Below are 19,717 nucleotides of genomic sequence, written 5' to 3' on the forward strand. Positions count from 1 at the left end.
TAGATGTATCTAACGAAATACCACATGACAACACGCCGCTTCCCTCCGCATCCCGGCGCGCTTGCATAGAAAGAGGATGTCATGGCAGAAGAAAACAAATTTCTGGAGATCGTGGACCTGAAAAAGGGCTACGGCAGCGGTGAGACCCGGCAGGAGGTCCTGCGTGGGATGACGTTTTCGGTCGCGCGCGGCGAGATCTGCGTCCTGCTCGGCCCTTCCGGCTCGGGCAAGTCCACCCTGCTGAACATCATCGGCGGGATCGACAGCGCCGACGCGGGCTTCATCTCCATCGGCGGCGACAAGCTCGAGGACATGGGCGAGAAAGCGCTCACGCAGTACCGCCGCAAGCACCTGGGCTACGTCTTTCAGCTCTATAACCTGATCGCCAACCTGAACGTCAAGGAGAACATCGAGGTCGGCGCCTATCTCTCGGACGCGCCGCTGGATATTGACGAGCTGCTGCACACGCTCGGGCTCTACGAGCACCGGCACAAGCTGCCCAACCAGCTCTCCGGCGGCCAGCAGCAGCGCGTGTCCATCGGCCGCGCCATCGTGAAGAATCCGGACATTCTCCTCTGCGACGAGCCGACCGGCGCGCTGGACTATGCCACGTCCAAGGAGATCCTGCAGCTGATCGAAAACGTCAACAAAAAGTACGGCAACACCGTCATCATGGTCACGCACAACGAGGCCATCCGCAACATGGCCGACCACGTCATCAAGCTGCGCGACGGCACCGTGCGCAGCAACGAGAGCAACAGCCGCAGGATTCCGGCCGCCGAGCTCGAATGGTAAGGGGCGTGACAGGATGAAAAAGAGGACCAATCCCCTGACCCGGCGCATCCCGCGCGAGCTCGCCGGAGACTGGCGCAAGTATCTGGTCGTGTTCCTGTTTCTGGTGCTGACGATCGGCTTCGTGTCCGGCATGTACGTTGCCAACGAGAGCATGATGCGCGCATCCGTCGACGGTGTGACGACCTACAAGCTCGAGTACGGCCACTTCGAGCTCAGCCGCGCCGCGGACGATACGCTGCTCGCCGCGATCGAGACCGGCGACAAGGCGGACGTCCGGCAGTTTTACACCGACAAGGCGCGCCGGGAGCTCGACGAAAAATTCCCTGGGGAATTCCGCGGCCAGTTCGACAGCGAATTCCGCACGAAGTTTGACGCGGAGTTTCAAAACCAGGTGAAGCAGACGCTGCTCGCCGGCGGGCTTGACGCCGACACGGCCGCCGCCATGCTCGACACCGCCGTCGCGCAGGCGAAGGCGGACGGGACATACCAGAGCGCCTATTCCTCCGCCTACCAGAGCGCGTATACTTCCGCCTACAATGAGGCTTATAACGAGGCGTGGGCAAAGATCGCCGACGAGATCGACGAAAAGTATGCCGACGCGGAGGAAAAATACGACCTCAACGACCCGGATTTTCAGGCCGTGCCGGTGACGCTGTATGAAAACTTCTACCGCAACGAGGACGAGGATCACGACAACGACGGCACGTCGGACGGGACCATCCGCGTCTATACCCAGACGAACGATGTGAACCTCGCCTGCCTCATCGACGGCGCGTTCCCGGTGCGCGACGATGAGATTGCCATCGACCGCATGCACGCCGACAACGTCGGTCTGCGCACCGGCGACACGATCACCGTCGGCGGCAAGACCTACCGCATCTCCGGCCTGATCGCCTACGTCAACTACGCCACTCTGCACGAAAAGGCGACGGATCTCATGTTCGACGCGCTGAAGTTTGACGTCGCCATGGTCGCGCCCGGCGGCTTTGCCCGCCTGCAGAAGCCGGTGCACTATGTCTACGCCTGGCAGTATGCCGACGTGCCCGCGGACGAGACGGCCGAGAAGGCGCTGTCGGACGACTTTCTGCGCGCGCTGCTGACGCAAACGGTCGTGGCGGAAAATGATCTCGAGGACTACACGCCGCGCTACGCCAACCCCGCCATCAACTTCGCGCCCGACGACATGGGCTCGGACGAGGCGATGGGCGGCGTGCTGCTCGACATCCTCATCGTGATCATCGCCTTCATCTTCGCCGTCACGATCAACAACACCATCACGAAGGAAGCCTCCGCCATCGGCACGCTGCGCGCCTCCGGCTATACGCGCGGCGAGCTGGTGCGGCACTATCTGGCCATGCCCGTCATCGTGACGCTGGCCGCCGCCTGCGTCGGCAACGCGCTGGGCTACACGGTGTTCAAAAACGTCGTCGTGTCCATGTACTACAACAGCTACAGCCTGCCGACGTACAAGACCGTCTGGAATCCGGACGCTTTCCTGCGCACGACGCTGATCCCGGTCGTGCTGATGTTCGTGGTGAACTTTCTCATCATCACGCGCATGATGCGCCATACGCCGCTGCAGTTTCTGCGCCACGACCTGAAAAAGGCCCGGCGCAAAAAGGCGCTCCGCCTGCCAAACTGGAGCTTCTTCGCCCGCTTCCGGCTGCGCATCATCTACCAGAACATCGCAAACTACCTCATTTTGTTCGCCGGCGTGTTCTTCATCATGGTCATGCTGGCCATGGCCATCGGTATGCCCAGCACGCTCAAGTATTACCAGAGCCGGACGGCCGACATGATGTTTACAAACTACCAGTACGTGCTCAAATCCTGCGAGGACGAAAATGGCGACGCCGTCACGACGCAAAACCCGGACGCGGAAGCCTTCTGCATGACCTCCCTCGTGCGCAAGAGCGACGTGCTCGACGAGGAAGTCAGCGTCTACGGCATCGCGGACGGCAGCCGCTACGTGCAGATCGATAACCTCTCCGGGCTGGAAGGCAATAAGGTCTACATCTCCGCGCCCTATGCCGACAAATACCGTCTGGCCGTCGGCGACACGTTCACGCTGGACGAAAAGTACGAGAGCAAGCAGTACACCTTCACGGTCGCCGGCATCTATGACCGCTGCCAGAGCATCGCCGTGTTCCTGCCGATGGATCATTACCGCGACATCTTCGACCTCGACGCGGATGCTTTCTCGGGCTTTCTGTCCGACACGGAGATCACGGACATCGACGAGGACAACGTTGCGACCGTCATCACCGAGCGCGACATCACGAAGATGGCCGATCAGCTCGACCACTCGATGGGCTCCTACATGACCTATTTCCAGTACCTGTGCGTGCTGCTGTCGGCCGTACTGATCTACCTGCTGACCAAGCTCATCATTGAAAAGAACGAAAACGCCATCTCCATGGTGAAGATCCTCGGCTATGAAAACCGGGAGATCGCGCGGCTGTACCTGCTGTCGACGACGATCGTGCTCGTGCTCATCGACGCCGTCAGCGTCTGGCTCGGCGCCGCCGCCATGAAGCTGGCCTGGCGGGAGATCATGTTCTCCTACAGCGGCTGGTTCGCCTTCCACATGGAGCCGGCCGGATATGTCAAGATGTTCGTGTTCGTGCTCCTCGGCTACGCCATCGTGACGATCTTCGATTTCCGCCGCATCCGGAAGATCCCCATGGATGAAGCACTCAAGAGCGCGGAATAAGCGGCGGACACCGTCCGCAGTCCTCCTTCGGGAAAAAACAGCGCCCGGACAAACACAGCCGCGTTTGTCCGGGCACTTTCCTGCTGTATCCGAGCGGAAGCGGCCGCTAAGAAATTGTATATTTTTGCTCTTGCATCCGTGCCGCCTTTGGCATATCATAGGGCCTTGGAACTTTACCCATTTGTAAGAAAAGGTGAGAAGATCTATGCAGACAGCGACCAAGCCGCAGCATCTGGACATGCTCAACGGCCCGATCTGGAATAAACTCCCGCGCTATGCCCTGCCCGTCGCCGCGACCGGCATCCTCGGGCAGCTGTTCAACGCGGCCGACATCGCCGTCGTCGGCAACTTCACGGGCGATATGCGCACGGCCGCCGTGGCCGCCGTCGGCGCGAACAGCCCGGTCATCGGCCTGCTTTTGAATCTGTTCATCGGCATCGCGCTCGGCGCGAACGTCGTCATCGCCAACGCCATCGGCCGCGGCGACCGCGAGACCGTGCACCGCGCCGTGCACACCTCCATCGTCACGGCGCTCATCGGCGGCGTGATCGTAGCGGTCTTCGGCCAGTTCATCGCGGCCGGACTCATGGGCCTGCTCAACGTGCCGGAGGATGTGTACCCGCTCGCGCTCGCGTATCTGCGCATCTACCTGCTGGGCATGCCGGTCATTTTGCTGTATAACTTCGAGGCGGCCATCTTCCGCAGCGTCGGCGACACGAAGGTGCCGCTCATCGCGCTGACGGTCTCCGGCGTCCTGAACGTGATCCTCAACCTGTTTTTCGTCATCGTGCTCAAGATGAACGTCAACGGCGTCGCCATTGCGACGGTGCTCTCCAACGCGGTCAGTTCCGTGCTGCTGCTGCGCCGTCTGCTGCACGGCGATCTGGTGCGCGTGGAGCTGAAGCAGCTGCGCATCGACCCCGCCATCTTCCGCAAGATCATGCGCATCGGTCTGCCGGCCGGTATTCAGAGCGCGATCTTCTCGGTGTCGAACATCATCATCCAGTCGGCCATCAACAGCCTCGGCACCGTCGTCATGGCCGCCTCGAGCGCCGCGTTCAACATCGAGATCATCGCCTATGACGTGCTCAACTCCTTCAGCCAGGCGTGCACGACCTTTGTCGGCCAGAACTACGGCGCCGGCAAGATCGACCGCTGCAAAAAAACCATGCTTCTGTCCCTCGGCGAGGACATCATCGCCTCGGCCATCGCCATCGTGATCGTGCTGCTGACGGGCAAGTATCTGCTGGCCATTTTCAACAACGACCCGCAGGTCATTGAGATCGGCTACAGCCGGCTGCTCATTCTCTTCGGATCGTATATCTTCAGCCTGACGTATGAGATCCTGTCCGGCTACCTGCGCGGCTTTGGCATCTCGCTCGTTCCGGCGATCCTGACGCTCTTCGGCGTGTGCGGCGTGCGCATCGTGTGGATCAACACCGTGTTCCCGCTGCACCACACGTTCCGGTCGATCATGCTCGTGTATCCGATCAGTCTTGCGACCACGGCGGTGCTCATCTTCATCGCGCTGCTCATCTACCGGCCGTCGCGCCGGTTCGCGGCGGCGCACAGCAAAAAAAATCCGCAGGCATGATCCATGCAGCCGGCGCGCCCCGCACGGGGCGCGCCGGCCGCATTTGCAATGGCGATGTAAAGAAATTTACATCGCCGGCATGAAGTGATATAATAAAATCCAATATTTTGCATCCTCCCCATTCGGGGCTCATCCTGCATGACCGGAGGATCACTGCCATGCCCAACAGATTGTATCGTCTGAGCCACGGCATTATGACGGTGCTGGCCTGTCTGTTCACGGTACTGGTCTTTTTGCTCAACGTGCTGTACCAATCCGAAGTAAGCTGTACCGCACATGAGGTAACGACCATTTCCGGCAGTCTGAAATTCAGCCTGCTTGTGCTTGTCGTCTGGGCCGTCCTGATCGTCGCGGCCGCTTTTGTGCGCGGCCGATTTCCGGTGCGCAGCATCGAGGAAAAAAGCTGTTTTGCCTGCTGACGGCGCTCTATGCGGTCGCCGCCCTCTACCTGATCCTGAACGTAGATACCACGCTGCGCGCAGACGCCAAATCAGTCTTCAATGCCGCAAAGGCGTTCCGGCTCGGCGACTGCTCCATGTTGCAAAAAGGCGGATATATATACCGCTATCCGCATCAGCTCGGTCTGATGCTGTATGACTGCATCCTGATGCTCTTTCGTGCGGATCCGGCGCTCAATTTCGTCATGAACTTTGTGTTTGTCATCGGCATCAACCATCTGAGCTGCAAAATTTCGGACGCGCTCTTTCACGACAAAGCCGTCAACCTCCTCACAATCGTCTGCACCTTTGCATTTTTGCCGACGGTATCCACGTAGTATTCTCTGCACCAGAACTCCCTATTTCTATACTTATACTTCAGTTCCGGGTATTTCTCGTATATCATCAGACTGCTCTTTCCTTTCAAGTACCCCATAAAACTGGACACCGACATGTAATGACCTCCTTTTGCTTTTTCGTGCAGTTGGCAGACCGCACGCTCATTCTAAAGCAAAAGGAGTTTTTTGTCTTCATGATCGCCACAAGGCTTTTTTTGAACCACTCGCCTAGCGAGTGGTTTTCGCTATACAAAAAACGGCCGCATTCCCAATCTGGGAATGCGGCCGTTTGAAGCGGGGCTGCGATTGGTGCGCGCAAAGCGCCGGGTCACTGTTCCTCGCGGATGGCAGCCTGCGCGGCGGCGAGGCGGGCGATGGGCACGCGGAACGGCGAACAGGACACGTAGTCCAGGCCGACCTTGTGGCAGAACGCGATGGACGACGGATCGCCGCCGTGCTCGCCGCAGATGCCGAGCTCGAGCCCCGGATTCGTCTGGCGGCCGAGCTTGCAGGCCATCTCCACGAGCTTGCCGACACCGTTGACGTCCAGGTGCTGGAACGGGTCGTTCTCGTAAATCTTCGTATCGTAGTACGCGCCGAGGAACTTCGCGGCGTCGTCACGGCTGAAGCCGAAGGTCATCTGCGTCAGGTCGTTCGTGCCGAAGCTGAAGAAGTCCGCCTCCTTGGCGATCTCGTCGGCCGTGAGCGCGGCGCGCGGGATCTCGATCATCGTGCCGACGTGGTACTTCATGTCCACGCCAGCATCTTTAATCAGCGCGTCCGCCGTGCGGACAACGATGTCCTTGATGAACTTGAGCTCCTTACGCTCGCCGACCAGCGGGATCATGATGTACGGCGTGATCATCGTGCCGGTCTCGGCGCTGACCTTGAGCGCCGCTTTGATGACGGCGTTGGTCTGCATCTCGGCGATCTCCGGATAGGTGACGCACAGGCGGCAGCCGCGGTGGCCCATCATGGGGTTGAACTCGTGCAGGGACACGACGACGTCCTGCAGCTCGTCAAACGTCATGCCCATCTCCTGCGCCAGCTCCTCAATGTCCGCCTTCTGGGTGGGCAGAAACTCGTGCAGCGGGGGATCGAGATAGCGGATGGTCATCGGGCGCGTGCCCATGATGCGGTACATGGCCTCAAAGTCACCCTGCTGGAACGGCTCGACCTTCGCCAGCGCGACCTTGCGCGCCTCGACGGTGCGGGCACAGATCATCTCGCGGACGGCCTTGATGCGGTCCTCGGCGAAGAACATATGCTCGGTGCGGCACAGACCGATGCCCTCGGCGCCGAGATCGACCGCCTGCTGCGCATCGCGCGGGTTGTCGGCGTTGGCCTCAACGTTCAGGCGGCGGGCCGCGTCGGCCCAGCCCATGAGGCGGTTGAAGTTCTTGTTGCCGGTGGCGGCGACGGTCGGGATCTGGCCGGCGTAGATGTTGCCGGTGCTGCCGTCGAGCGAGATCCAGTCGCCCTCCGTGAAGCGGTGGCCGTTGATCTCAAAAACTTTATCCGCATAGCTGATGTGGACGGTGTTGTCGTTGCCGCAGCCGGAGACGCAGCACGTGCCCATGCCGCGGGCGACGACGGCCGCGTGGCTGGTCATGCCGCCGCGCACGGTCAGGATGCCCTGCGAGACCTGCATACCCACGATGTCCTCGGGGCTGGTCTCGAGGCGGACGAGCACGACCTTCGGCATGGTCTTGTTCTTGACGGCTTCCTCGGCCTCCTCGGCGGAGAACACGATCTGGCCACAGGCAGAGCCGGGGGATGCGGCAAGGCCCTTGCCGATGGCGTCGGCTTTTTTGAGCGCCTCGGCGTCAAACTGCGGGTGCAGGAGCGTATCGAGCTGCTTGGGCTCGACGCGCAGCACGGCCTCGCGCTCGGTGATCATGCCCTCGTCGACGAGGTCGCACGCGATCTGCAGCGCCGCCTGCGCGGTGCGCTTGCCGTTGCGGGTCTGGAGCATGTAGAGCTTACCGTCCTCGATGGTGAACTCCATGTCCTGCATATCCTGAAAATAGTGCTCGAGCCGGTTGGCGATGGCGACGAACTCGTCGTACACCTCCGGCATCTGATCCTGCAGGTGGCTGATCGGGCTCGGCGTACGCACGCCGGCGACGACGTCCTCGCCCTGCGCGTTGATGAGGTACTCGCCCATGAGCCGCTTCGCGCCCGTGGCCGGGTCGCGCGTGAAGGCCACGCCCGTGCCGGAACGGTCGCCGGAGTTGCCGAACGCCATCTGCTGGACATTGACGGCGGTGCCCCACTCATAGGGGATCTCGTTCATCTTGCGGTAGACGTTCGCGCGCGGGTTATCCCAGCTGCGGAACACGGCCTTGACCGCCTCGATGAGCTGCTCGTTCGGGTCCTGCGGGAAGGGCTTGTGCTCATTGTCCTCATAGATCTTCTTGAAGATGACGACGAGCTGCTTGAGATCATCGGCGTCCAGATCGACGTCGTTCGTGACGCCCTTGGCGGCCTTCATCTTGTCGATCTCTTCCTCAAACAGGCTCTTGGACACGCCCATGACGACGTCCGCAAACATCTGCACGAAGCGGCGGTAGCTGTCGTAAGCGAAGCGGGGGTTGCCGGTCTTTTTGGCCAGGCCCTCGACGGATGCGTCGTTCAGGCCGAGGTTGAGGATGGTGTCCATCATGCCGGGCATGGACTGGCGCGCGCCGGAGCGCACGGACACCAGCAGCGGGTTTTCCACGTCGCCGAGCTTTTTGCCGGTCAGATCCTCCAGACCCTTAACGTGCGCGAAAATGTCTGCCTGGATCTCCGCATTGATCTGGCGGCCGTCCGCGTAGTACTGCGTGCAGGCCTCGGTCGTGATCGTGAAGCCCTGCGGCACCGGCATACCGGCCGCGGTCATCTCCGCAAGGCCGGAGCCCTTGCCGCCGAGAATGTTGCGCATCGCGGTCTTGTCGCCGCCGAACGCCTGGCTGCCTTCGCTGAAATAATACAGATACTTTTTGCTCATTCCATTACCTCCATCTGTTCTGGTTTTTGGCGATTTCTTTTCGTTATTATTATAGCAAAACCGGGGCGACCCCGCCAGAATGAATGTGCGCAAAGTCGTCCAAATCTTCACAATGTCAGGAGCCGGTTTTTATGCAGTTTGCAAGATTGTGCCCATATTCGTAGAATTTTCCGAAACCAAATACAGAATTTATGAATTTTTGTGAATGATGACAGACAAAAATGCAAAAATATCCTTCCCTGCTTTTTCTCACACACGCCTGTCGAGTGACACAGTTTGGAAATTTTCGCAGTCCCAATGCATTATAACTGCGTTGTAAAACATTAGAGTAATATACAGCAACTGTGCGCGAAGTACAAAAACAGGATTTCCTTTGGATTATGTGCTATAACATACACAACCGCAATTCCCCGACTTTCGTCCGTTTTACGTCATTTGGCGGAGTTTGTGATGATAAGAAAGCATGAAAACTGATATACTTTGGAGGGAAAACATGATGAAACACAGCAAACGTTTTCTGTGCCTGCTGCTGACGCTCATTCTGGCCGCGAGCCTGTGCGTCTTTCCGGCGGCGGCCGCAGACCAGACCTGCCCGAGCAGCAAGGACGACCCGGTCGTGTTCGTGCACGGCCTGATGGGCTGGGGCCAGCGCGCCGGCATCAACGCCGTGCTGCCCTACTGGGGCATGACCACCGGCAGCCTGACAAGCTACCTCAACTCGCTCGGCTATGAGACGTACTCGGCCACCGTCGGCCCGATCTCCAGCGCATGGGACCGCGCGTGCGAGCTCTATGCCCAACTGACCGGCACGACGGTCGATTACGGCGCGGCGCACGCTGCGGCGCACGACCACGCGCGCTACGGCATCACCTATGACCAGCCGCTCTTTGCCGGCTGGGGCACGAAGCGCGCCGTCAACCTCGTCGGCCACAGCTTCGGCGGCGCGACCACGCGCCAGTTCCTCGAGCTGATGGCCAACGGCAGCGCCGAGGAAGTTGCCGCGGCCAAGGCGGCCGGCACTGCGCCGAGCCCGCTGTTCACCGGCGGCAAGCGCAGCTGGGTGCACTCCATGACCGAGATCGCCGCGCCCCACAACGGCACGACCTTCATCGAGTCCAACGGCGCGATCATGGACGCGGCAACAAATCTGGCCGAGACGCTCGCCAAGGGCTTCGGCATCACGGAGATCAAGAATCTCTATGACTTCCAGCTTGAGCAGTTCGGCATCTACAAGGATCCGAACGAGACCGTGCTCGAGACGCTGCAGCGCGTGTTCAGCACCGACTTCATGTCGCACAACGACAACGCTTTTCTCGACCTGACGATCGACCGATCGCTCGAGATCAACGACGGCATCGGCATCGAGCCGAACGTCTACTACTTCTCCTACGCCGGCAACCAGACCGTGCAGGACCCGGTCTCCGGCAACTACATCCCGTCGGCCAGGATGTGGACGCTGTTCTACCCCGGCGCGATCAACATGGGCAAATACTATGACAAGTACACCGCCGGCGGCTTCTACATCGACCAGAGCTGGCGGCCGAACGACGGCATGGTCAACACCGTATCCGCCTTCTACCCCATCCACAGCGACGGCACCTGCCTGACGCGCGACGGCAGGCAGGGCTGGACGAATTACGACGGCTACTCCAACATCCATTTTAAGCCCGGCATCTGGTATGTCATGCCCGTGCAGTCGTTTGACCACATCCAGTTCGTCGGCGGCATGCTCAACGGCAGCCTTGTCAAGACGCACGCGCTCTACCGCGGCGTCATGGAGGATATCTACAACACCTATACCACCGCGCCGAGCGGCGGCAGCTTCCCGTTCACGGACGTGGCCGAGAGCCGCTGGAGCTATCCGTACATCCGGGAGATGTATGAAGCCGGCGTGATCGACGGCATGACGCCGACGACCTTCGAGCCGGCCGGCAATGTCACGCGCGCGCAGTTTGTGAAGATGCTTGCCCTGCTGCAGAGCGCGGACGTGTCCGCCTATGCGTCCGGCCCATTCACCGACGTGCCGGGCGACGCCTGGTATGCGCGCTACGTCAACTGGGCGGCCGCGAACGCGATCGTCAACGGCACGAGCGAGACGACCTTCGATCCGAACGCGGCGATCTCGCGGCAGGATATGGCCGTCATGCTCTACCGTTATGCGCAGCAGTACGGCATCGCACTTCCGGAGCAGACCACAGCCCCGTTCACGGACGAGGGCAGCGTCGCGGCCTACGCCCTGCCCGCCGTGCAGGCGCTGCACCGCGCCGGCGTCATCAACGGTATGCCGGACGGCAGCTTCCGCCCCTACGACACCGCGACCCGCGAGCAGGCCTGCGCCGTGCTGTGCGCGCTCTGAGCACCAGAACGCAAACGTCTCCCGGCTTCGGCCGGGGGACGTTTTTTGCATTTGTGCACAGCTGTCCGCGCGGTTGTGCGACAGATGCGGCCGTGTGTCCAAAAACCTCACACACATCCGAATCTGATACAAAATCTTCTGCGTTCCCCGGATTGCAAACCGGTGCGGTTGGAATTATAATACTCAAAAAATAAATGCGCGCTCCGGCGCGCCGGAAAGGAATGTACGCAATACCATGAAAAAGAGCAAGAAGTTTCTGTGTCTGCTGCTCGCGCTGGTGATGGCCGGAAGCCTGCTGCTTCTGCCGGCCGCCGCCGCAAACACGGAGCAGTCCGGTGCCGAACGCTACCCGACCGTTTACGTCCACGGCCTGATGGGTTGGGGCGCACGCGACCAGATCTACGCCGTGACTCCGTACTGGGGCCTGACGAGCGACCTGATGCCGTACCTGACGGGCAAGGGCTATGAGAGCTATGCCGCCTCCGTCGGCCCGCTCTCGAGCGCGTGGGATCGCGCGTGCGAGCTCTATGCCCAGCTCACCGGCACGACCGTTGACTACGGCGCGGCTCACGCTGCCGAATACGGCCACGCGCGCTACGGCGTGACGTATGACAAGCCGCTGTTTGAAGGCTGGAGCGCGGACAAGAAGATCAACCTCGTCGGCCACAGCTTCGGCGGCGCAACGATCCGCCTGTTTCTGGACATTCTGGCCGACGGCTCTGCACAGGAGCAGGCTGCGGCCAAGGCCGACGGCACGGAGGTCTCCCCGTTTTTCCAGGGCGGCAAGGCCGACTGGGTCTATTCGCTGACGACGCTGGCAGCCCCGCACAACGGCACGACCTTCCTCGAATGCTGCGGCGACATGACGCAGTTCGCCGCCGAGGTCTCGACCACCATGGCAAAGCTGCTCGGCATCTCGGACTTCAAGGGCGTGTACGACTTCCAGCTCGAGCAGTTCGGCTTCTACCGCAAGGACGGCGAGACCGTGCTCGAGGCGCTCGACCGCGTGCTGCACTCGGACTTTTTGTCGCACAACGACAACGTGTTCCGTGACCTGACGATCGACCGCGCGCTGGAGCTCAACGACGACATTGAGATCCAGCCGAATGTGTACTACTTCTCCTACGCCGGCGACAAGACGCGCCAGAGTGCCCTCACCGGCGAGCGCACGTCGGCCGCCGATATGACGCCGCTGTTCGTGCCGTTTGCAAACCAGATGTGCAGCTATTATAACCAGACGACTGCCGGCGGTTTCCAGATCGACAAGAGCTGGGCGCCAAACGACGGCCTTGTGAACACCGTCTCGGCCCTGTACCCGACCAACAGCGCCGGAAAGTGCCTGACCAAGAGCGGCCAGACCGGCTATATCCAGCGCGACGGCTACTCCAACGTCAGCTATCAGCCCGGCGTGTGGAACGTAATGCCCGTGCGCCACTATGACCACGGCAACTTCATCGCCGGTATGCCGGTGCCCAACCTGTCCTCGCAGAGCACAACGGCCCTGCGCCAGTTCTACCTGAGCCTGATGGGCAATCTCTCCCACGTGACCTCGGCGCCGACCACGCCGGATCAGCCCGCCGGCCTGCCGTTCACGGACGTGGCCGAGAGCCGCTGGAGCTATTCGTACATCAAGGAAATGTATGATGCCGGCGTCATCAACGGCATGACCGCCACGACCTTTGCCCCGGCCGCGAACGTCACGCGCGCGCAGTTCGTGACCATGATCGCCCGGCTCGCCGACGCGGACGTGTCCGGCTATGCGTCCGGCCCGTTTGCCGATGTGCCGGCAGGCAGCTGGTACGCGCCCTACGTCAACTGGGCGGCCGCGAACGGCATCGTCAACGGCACGAGCGCCACGACGTTTGATCCGAATACGACGATCTCGCGTCAGGACATGGCCGTCATGCTCTATAACTACACGCAGCACTTCGGCGTGCAGCTTGACCAGAAGACGGTCACTGCCTTCACGGACGAGGGCAGCGTCGCGGCCTACGCCCTGCCCGCCGTGCAGGCGCTGCACCGCGCCGGCGTCATCAACGGCATGCCGGACGGCAGCTTCCAGCCGTACGCCACCGCGACACGCGAGCAGGCCTGCATCGTGCTGTGCGCGCTGTAACGCATCCCACAAGCCAGAATTTTGCCCATCCGGAGCGATCCGGATGGGCATTTTTCCTATCCTGCGCACACTCCCCTTGGATTCTCCCGGCGGCGGTGCGTAAAATCTCTCTGCATACACGCAGCGGAGGGAGACGCCATGGGAAACGATCTGCAGAAAAAATACGGTCTGCCGACGGCGATCGCGCTCGTCGTCGGCATCGTCATCGGCAGCGGCGTGTTTTTCAAAGCCGAGAAGATCCTCACCGCGACCGGCGGCAACGGCCGCGTGCTGCATCTTCTTTTGCGCGGCGGCCGTCGTGTCGCACGGCCGGGATGTACTCACCTACCTGAGCGTGTTCGCGGTCATCATGGCGCTGAGCATCCCGTTTTACCGGCCGGAGGCGAAAACGCAATGACCGCCGCTTTTTCATTGCCCGCGCGCCGCCGGTGTGGTATACTCACGGCAGACACCGAAACGAGGCGACGACATGGACATTCTCTATCAGGACAACAGCATCCTCGTGTGCATCAAGCCGGCAGGCGTGCTGTCCACGGACGAACCGGGCGGCGTGCCCGAGCTGGTGCGGCAGGCGCTCGGCGACCCGAAGGCCTGCGTGCGCACCGTGCACCGGCTCGACCGCGTGGTCAGCGGACTGATGGTACTCGCGCGCACCCCGGCGGCCGCGTCGAAGCTCTCGGCGCAGATCCGCGAGCACGACTTCGGCAAGACCTATCTCGCCGTCGTGCACGGAGAGCCGGACGCCCTGCAGGGCACGTACCGCGACCTGCTGCGGCGCGACCCGAACGAGCGTAAGACCTACGTCACGGATAAAATGGCCAAGGGCGTGCAGGAGGCCGTGCTCGACTATGACGTGCTCGGCACGCGCGCGGAGCTCTCGCTCGTGCGCATTTACCTGCAGACCGGGCGCACGCACCAGATCCGCTGCCAGTTTTCCGCACGCGGTCTGCCGCTCTGGGGCGACAAAAAGTACAGCACGCTGCCCGATGACGGGCCGATCGCACTCTGGTCGCACTGCCTGCACTTTGCCCATCCGGACACCGGCGAGGTGCTCTATTTCGAGCAGCAGCCGCCGGACATTTCCCCCTGGAGCCTGTTTGCAGACTAAGCACCCCGCGCCGCGGCGCGGGGCGTTTTTTGCGCAAGTGCGCGACAGTTTTCCGTCAAAGTGTCTTGCAATCGCCGGCTGCGCCCGGTATAATATGGGTATATCGCCGGCTTTGTGAGAAGGAAAACCATATGGATCTATGAGACAGGGGGGAAAACCATGAAAAAAACACGTCGATTTTTGTGCCTGCTGCTGACGCTCGTGCTGGCGCTGAGCCTGTGCGCCATCCCGGCCGCCGCGGCAGATACGCAGACCCGCTCGGACGACCCGGTCGTGTTCGTGCACGGCCTGTTCGGCTGGGGTCAGCGCGACAAAATTTTCAGCATCATGCCCTACTGGGGCATGACCACCGGCAGCCTGCCGGACTATCTGGCCACGCAGGGCTATGAGACCTACGCCGCCTCCGTCGGCCCGCTCTCGAGCGCGTGGGACCGCGCGTGCGAGCTGTACGCGCAGCTCGTCGGTGCGCGCACGGACTACGGCGTCAAGCACGCGCAGGACTTCGGCCACGAGCGCTACGGCATCGACTATGAGACGCCGCTGTTCGAAGGCTGGGGCACACAGCGCGCCGCGAACCTCGTCGGCCACAGCTTCGGCGGCGCGACGACGCGCCTGTTCCTCGAGATCCTTACCAACGGCTGCCCGGAGGAGGTCGCTGCGGCCAAAGCCGCCGGTGTGGCCCCGAGCCCGTTTTTCCTCGGCGGCAAGGGCAGCTGGGTCCACTCGCTGACCGCCATCGCCGCGCCGCACAACGGCACGACGTTCATTGAGGCCAACAGCAATTTCACAAAGCTCGCCGCCAACCTGGCCACAGGCGCCGCCAAGGCGCTGGGCCTGTCGTCGCTCAAGGGCGTGTACGACTTCCAGCTCGACCAGTTCGGCATCCGCAAGGACGACAACGAGACATTTGCCCAGGCGCTTGACCGCGTGCTGAGATCCGACTTTTTGTCGCACAACGACAACGCCTTCCTCGACCTGACGATCGACAAATCGCTCGAGATCAACAAGGGCATCGAGATCCAGCCGAACGTCTACTATTTCTCCTACGCGGGCGACCAGACCTCGGCCGATCCGCTCACCGGCAACCACTACCCCACCGTGTCGGCCATCCCGTCGAACGGTATGTCCGCGCTGATGATGCCCGGCTCGATCAACATGGGCAAGTACTGCGACAAGTACACCGCCGGCGGCATCTACATCGACCGGAGCTGGCTGCCGAACGACGGCCTTGTCAACACCGTGTCCGCGCTCTACCCGACCACGACGGACAAAAACACCACCGAGTGCCTCAAGCGCGACGGTACGCAGGGCTGGATTAACTATGACGGCTATTCCGACATCACCTTCCGGCCCGGCATCTGGTACGTCATGCCTGTCACGCGCGCCGACCATATGCAGTTCGTCGGCGGCATCGCCAACAAGAGCGTCATCGAGACGCACCTGTTCTATCGAAACCTGATGGACGATATCTACGGCACCTACGGCTCCGGGCAGCCGGAGGAGCAGCCCTTCCCGTTCACGGACGTGGCGGCCGGCCGCTGGAGCTATTCGTATATCAGGCAGCTCTATGAAGCCGGCGTGATCGACGGCATGACCCCGACGACCTTCGTCCCGACCGGCGACGTCACGCGCGCCCAGTTCGTGAAGATGCTCGCCAGACTGCAGGGCGCGGACGTCTCCGAATACCGGAGTGCCGGGTTTGAGGACGTGCCGGCCGACGCATGGTATGCGCCCTACGTCAACTGGGCGGCTGCCAACGGCATCGTCTACGGCATTTCGAGCACCGAATTTGCGCCGAATGCCAATATTTCGCGCCAGGACATGGCCGTGATGCTCGACCGCTATGCGCAGCAGTTCGGCATCGTGCTCGGCACGGACAATGCGGCCGTGACGTTCACGGATGAAGCCGACATTGCCGCCTATGCACTGCCCGCCGTGCAGGCGCTGCAGCGTGCCGGCGTCATCAACGGCATGCCCGACGGCAGCTTCTGCCCGCGCGGTAGCGCGACCCGCGAGCAGGCGTGCGCCATGCTCTGCCGGCTCTGAAGGACAAAACAAGACAACAAAAGGACGCATCCGAATGGATGCGTCCTTCCGCTTGGATAACAGGAAGAGAAAGCAAAATCAGAAAGAGAAAGCAAAAAGCGCTGTCGGATCAGGGGTGCGGCTTGCCCTCGCGGTAGTTTTTCATGACGTCGCGGAACAGCTCGCCGCTGGTCGGCGGCGTCCAGATGATGGCGTTGGCGCCGGCGCGGATGGTGGCGCGGATGCTCTCGTCATCCGCGCCGCCGGTCGCAAGGATCGGGTAGTCCGGGAAACGCTCGCGGATCTCGGCCACGATCTCCGGCGTCTGCGCGCCGGCGGCTACGTTCAGGATCGCGGCGCCGTCCTCGATGCGGTGGCGGTAGTTCGTGTCGGCATTGGCCACCGTGACCACGACCGGCACGTCGACGCTGCTGCGGATGCGGTTGAGGATGCGGCCCGGCGTCGGCGCGTTGACGACGACCCCGGTCGCGCCCTGCATCTCGGCGTACATGGCGAGGTTCACGACGCGCTTGCCCGTCGTCAGCCCGCCGCCGACACCGACGAACACCGGCAGGTCGCTCGCCATGAGCAGCGCCTGCGTGATGACCGGCTGCGGCGTGAACGGGTAGACCGCAAACACCGCGTCGGCGTTGACATTGCGGATGATGGCCAGGTCGGTCGAGAACACCAGCGACTTGATGCGCTTGCCGAACACCATGATGCCGCTGCACTCGTCGATCACGCTCGGTACGCGCAGCGCAAACTGGCGCAGCGTGCCGTCGATCGGCGCAGGCATCTGCGGGGCGACGTGCACGTCGCCCGGCGTCGTCACCTGGCGGTCCGCGGCGGAGGCCGCATCGTCGCCCACACCACCGAGCTGCAGCGGTTCATTATCCGCTGCGGGGTACGTCAGGACCTCCGGGTCCTCGGTCATATCAAAAATGAGATCACGATCTTTGCTCATAGCGATACCTCCTTGTCGTTTTGGGGGAGTATGTCTTGACTTTTGCGGCCGGTTGTGCTTTACTGAGGGGCAGAAAAGCTTGATTCGGCCTGTAGCGAGAAACCAAAGTTTCGTTTTTGATTAACGTAACTTTGGTATAAACCATTTCTACGGGTTTGTCAAGCCTTTTTCCGAAAAAAGTTTGAAAAAATTTACTTTACGGAATGGGAGGTCATTTTCATGGGCAAAGACAACGACGAGGCCGCCGGCGGTTTCGGCAGCGTGTTCCGTGACCGGCTGACCTATCTGATGAATGGCAACAACGTGTACGGCAAGCCCGTCAACACGCAGGAGCTGGCCGATGAGATCAACATCAGCCGCCCGGCCGTGCGCAAGTATCTCAAGCCGAACGACCGGCGCGAGGTCACGGTGCCGTCGGCACTGGTCGTGAGCCGCATCGCGCGGTATTTCCGCACGACGCCGAACTTCCTGCTCGGCTTTGACGAGGCGGCCGACGACGCCGATGCGCAGCGCGCCGGCGAGAGCGACGTCTACAGCTCCCTCGGCCTGAGCCAGGAGGCCATCGACGGCCTGCACCGCCTGCATGCACAGGCGGTCACAGACCCGAAGGCCGCCGACCTGCAGCGCCTGCTCGACAAGCTCATCTGCAGCTATGCACACGAGGCGGACAAGCTGCTGTGATCCGACACGACAGACACCCCCGACCGGAGTTTATCTCCGTCCGGGGGTGTCTGCATACTATATTCTCTAAAAATATATGAACAAACGGCCGCGCAGGTTGACCTGACCGGGAAAAAAGCGTATGATGGAGTGTAACTATCCTGAGAGAAAAAGAGGAAAAACTATGCAACCGATATCGTCGCAGGAAGCGGCCCGTCCGCGCTGGCTGCCCGGTGTGCTCATCAGCCTGTGTGCCGCGCAGCCGCTGCTGGATGTGCTGTCATTCTGGACGCAGGATCTGGCCTGGGGCAGCAAGCTGACGCTGTCGCTGCGCCTGCTGATCTTTCTCGGCGTCATGCTCACGGGCTTCGTGCTCTCGGAACGCCGGCGCTTTTACTGGATCGCCGCTGCCGTGTGCGCCGCACTCTATGCGGGGCACGTGCTGGCGTGCCTGCGCGCCAACGCTCCATTCACGACCGCGAACCTGATCTCCGACGCGACCAACTTCATCCGCTTCGCGCAGCTGCCGCTGTTTACGATCGCTTTTATCACATTCCTGCGCTGCTGCCGGCAAGGCTTTGCCAGCCTGGAGCGCGGCATCACCATCGCCTTCTGGATCATCGCCGCCGTCGAGCTGCTCAGCGCCCTGACCGGCACGGATCCTTATACGTATCCGGACAAGCGCATCGGCCTGTGCGGGTGGTTTTACTTTGCCAACAGCCAGAGCGCGATTTTGTCGATGCTCGTGCCGCTCGCGCTGTGTCCGGCACTGCGCAGCGGGCAGATCCGGCGCTGGCTGCCCATCGCCGTCGTCGGCTTCGCGGAACTATTCTGCTTTGCGACACGTCTGGCCTATATGTCCCTGTTCGTGACGGCGATCGGCATGGTCATCACGCTTGCGCTCACAAAGCGCGGCAGCGCAAAGGTCTGCGCCGTGCTGCTGCTGTGTGCCGCCGTCTGTGCGGCGGGCTACACCGTGTCCCCCATACACCGCAACCAGCAGGCCGTTGCGGCCAACGCCGTGCGCAAGCAGGAGAACATCGACCGGCTGGTCGCGCAGGGCAAGGCGGAATTCGGCGATCAGGGGTATGCCTACCTCACCTATGCCTATGATGAGTACCTCGGCGGGACTGTCGAGCGCTACGGACTCGAGGCCACGGCGGAAATGTACGGATACTCCACCAAAGCTGCCGACATCACGAATGTCCGCACGATCAAGATCAACTACTGCCGCCTGATGCTGAACACCGAGCCGCTTACCAGCCGCCTGTTCGGCCTGAGCTACGACGAGATGACCTACCATGGGTACTGCTATGACGTGGAAAATGACTTCCACGGCATCGCGTATCTGTACGGCTGGGCGGGGCTTGCGTGCCTGTTGGCTTTTCTGGGGTATTTCCTGGTCATCATCGTGTGCGCGCTCATCCGCAATGCCAGGCGTTACTTCACGGTCGAGGCCGGCGCCTGCGGCGTTGCGCTGTGCACCGCCCTCGCCCACATTTATAACACCGCCGGCGTACTGCGCCGCCCAAATGCATCTTTTTATCTCTGCCTGATTCTGGCATCCATCTGGTACCTGATCTATATCAGAGATTACGACGACTCAAAGGAGAACTGAT

At 61.6% G+C, this 19,717-nt stretch carries 13 protein-coding genes and 1 pseudogene; 10 read left to right on the forward strand and 4 right to left on the reverse strand.

Going from position 1 to position 19,717, the window contains the following annotated elements:
* The first annotated feature begins 81 nt into the window (after positions 1–81).
* The 4 genes from OGM61_10425 to OGM61_10440 all read left to right on the forward strand — a co-directional run bounded on the left by OGM61_10425 (position 82) and on the right by OGM61_10440 (position 5,521).
* The gene (locus tag OGM61_10425; protein UYI84250.1) at positions 82–795 is read left to right on the forward strand and encodes an ABC transporter ATP-binding protein; all 714 of its coding nucleotides are present in this window, start codon (positions 82–84) and stop codon (positions 793–795) included.
* 13 nt (positions 796–808) lie between these two features.
* On the forward strand, positions 809–3,508 hold the full coding sequence (locus tag OGM61_10430; GenBank protein UYI84251.1) for an ABC transporter permease: 2,700 nt from the start codon (positions 809–811) through the stop codon (positions 3,506–3,508).
* A 205-nt stretch (positions 3,509–3,713) separates the two neighbouring features.
* Positions 3,714–5,102, forward strand: coding sequence for an MATE family efflux transporter (locus OGM61_10435; protein UYI84252.1), 1,389 nt, complete (start codon positions 3,714–3,716; stop codon positions 5,100–5,102).
* 158 nt (positions 5,103–5,260) lie between these two features.
* Positions 5,261–5,521 (forward strand): hypothetical protein, encoded by a 261-nt coding sequence (locus OGM61_10440; protein UYI84253.1) that lies wholly within the window; start codon positions 5,261–5,263, stop codon positions 5,519–5,521.
* 71 nt (positions 5,522–5,592) lie between these two features.
* Here the strand turns inward: OGM61_10440 and OGM61_10445 are convergent, their stop codons facing one another.
* The 3 genes and pseudogenes from OGM61_10445 to ppdK form a co-directional block, all read right to left on the reverse strand.
* Positions 5,593–5,811 carry a hypothetical protein gene (locus OGM61_10445; protein ID UYI84254.1) on the reverse strand — a complete coding sequence of 73 codons (219 nt, stop codon included), beginning with the start codon at positions 5,809–5,811 and terminating at the stop codon, positions 5,593–5,595.
* Between the two features lie 29 nt (positions 5,812–5,840).
* Positions 5,841–5,993, reverse strand: a pseudogene (locus OGM61_10450) (transposase).
* 212 nt (positions 5,994–6,205) lie between these two features.
* The gene (gene ppdK, locus OGM61_10455; protein UYI84255.1) at positions 6,206–8,869 is read right to left on the reverse strand and encodes a pyruvate, phosphate dikinase; all 2,664 of its coding nucleotides are present in this window, start codon (positions 8,867–8,869) and stop codon (positions 6,206–6,208) included.
* A gap of 496 nt (positions 8,870–9,365) precedes the next feature.
* Between ppdK and OGM61_10460 the strand changes: the two genes are divergently transcribed.
* From OGM61_10460 to OGM61_10475, 4 genes are all read left to right on the forward strand, one after another.
* On the forward strand, positions 9,366–11,225 hold the full coding sequence (locus tag OGM61_10460) for an S-layer homology domain-containing protein (GenBank protein ID UYI84256.1): 1,860 nt from the start codon (positions 9,366–9,368) through the stop codon (positions 11,223–11,225).
* A 235-nt stretch (positions 11,226–11,460) separates the two neighbouring features.
* The gene (locus OGM61_10465; protein UYI84257.1) at positions 11,461–13,341 is read left to right on the forward strand and encodes an S-layer homology domain-containing protein; all 1,881 of its coding nucleotides are present in this window, start codon (positions 11,461–11,463) and stop codon (positions 13,339–13,341) included.
* 469 nt (positions 13,342–13,810) lie between these two features.
* The gene (locus OGM61_10470; GenBank protein UYI85590.1) at positions 13,811–14,449 is read left to right on the forward strand and encodes an RluA family pseudouridine synthase; all 639 of its coding nucleotides are present in this window, start codon (positions 13,811–13,813) and stop codon (positions 14,447–14,449) included.
* A 159-nt stretch (positions 14,450–14,608) separates the two neighbouring features.
* On the forward strand, positions 14,609–16,495 hold the full coding sequence (locus OGM61_10475; protein ID UYI84258.1) for an S-layer homology domain-containing protein: 1,887 nt from the start codon (positions 14,609–14,611) through the stop codon (positions 16,493–16,495).
* 109 nt (positions 16,496–16,604) lie between these two features.
* On the opposite strand, the gene OGM61_10480 is transcribed toward OGM61_10475, so the two are convergent.
* A complete protein-coding gene (locus OGM61_10480; protein UYI85591.1) occupies positions 16,605–17,270 on the reverse strand; it encodes a response regulator in 666 nt (221 codons plus the stop codon).
* Between the two features lie 387 nt (positions 17,271–17,657).
* On the opposite strand from OGM61_10480, the gene OGM61_10485 reads away from it, so the two are divergent.
* Positions 17,658–18,119 (forward strand): helix-turn-helix transcriptional regulator, encoded by a 462-nt coding sequence (locus tag OGM61_10485; protein UYI84259.1) that lies wholly within the window; start codon positions 17,658–17,660, stop codon positions 18,117–18,119.
* A 163-nt stretch (positions 18,120–18,282) separates the two neighbouring features.
* Positions 18,283–19,716 carry an O-antigen ligase family protein gene (locus OGM61_10490; protein ID UYI84260.1) on the forward strand — a complete coding sequence of 478 codons (1,434 nt, stop codon included), beginning with the start codon at positions 18,283–18,285 and terminating at the stop codon, positions 19,714–19,716.
* Position 19,717 lies beyond the last annotated feature (1 nt).

The sequence above is a fragment of the Clostridiales bacterium genome (genome assembly GCA_025757645.1).
In the GTDB taxonomy this organism is placed as follows: domain Bacteria; phylum Bacillota; class Clostridia; order Oscillospirales; family Oscillospiraceae; genus CAG-103.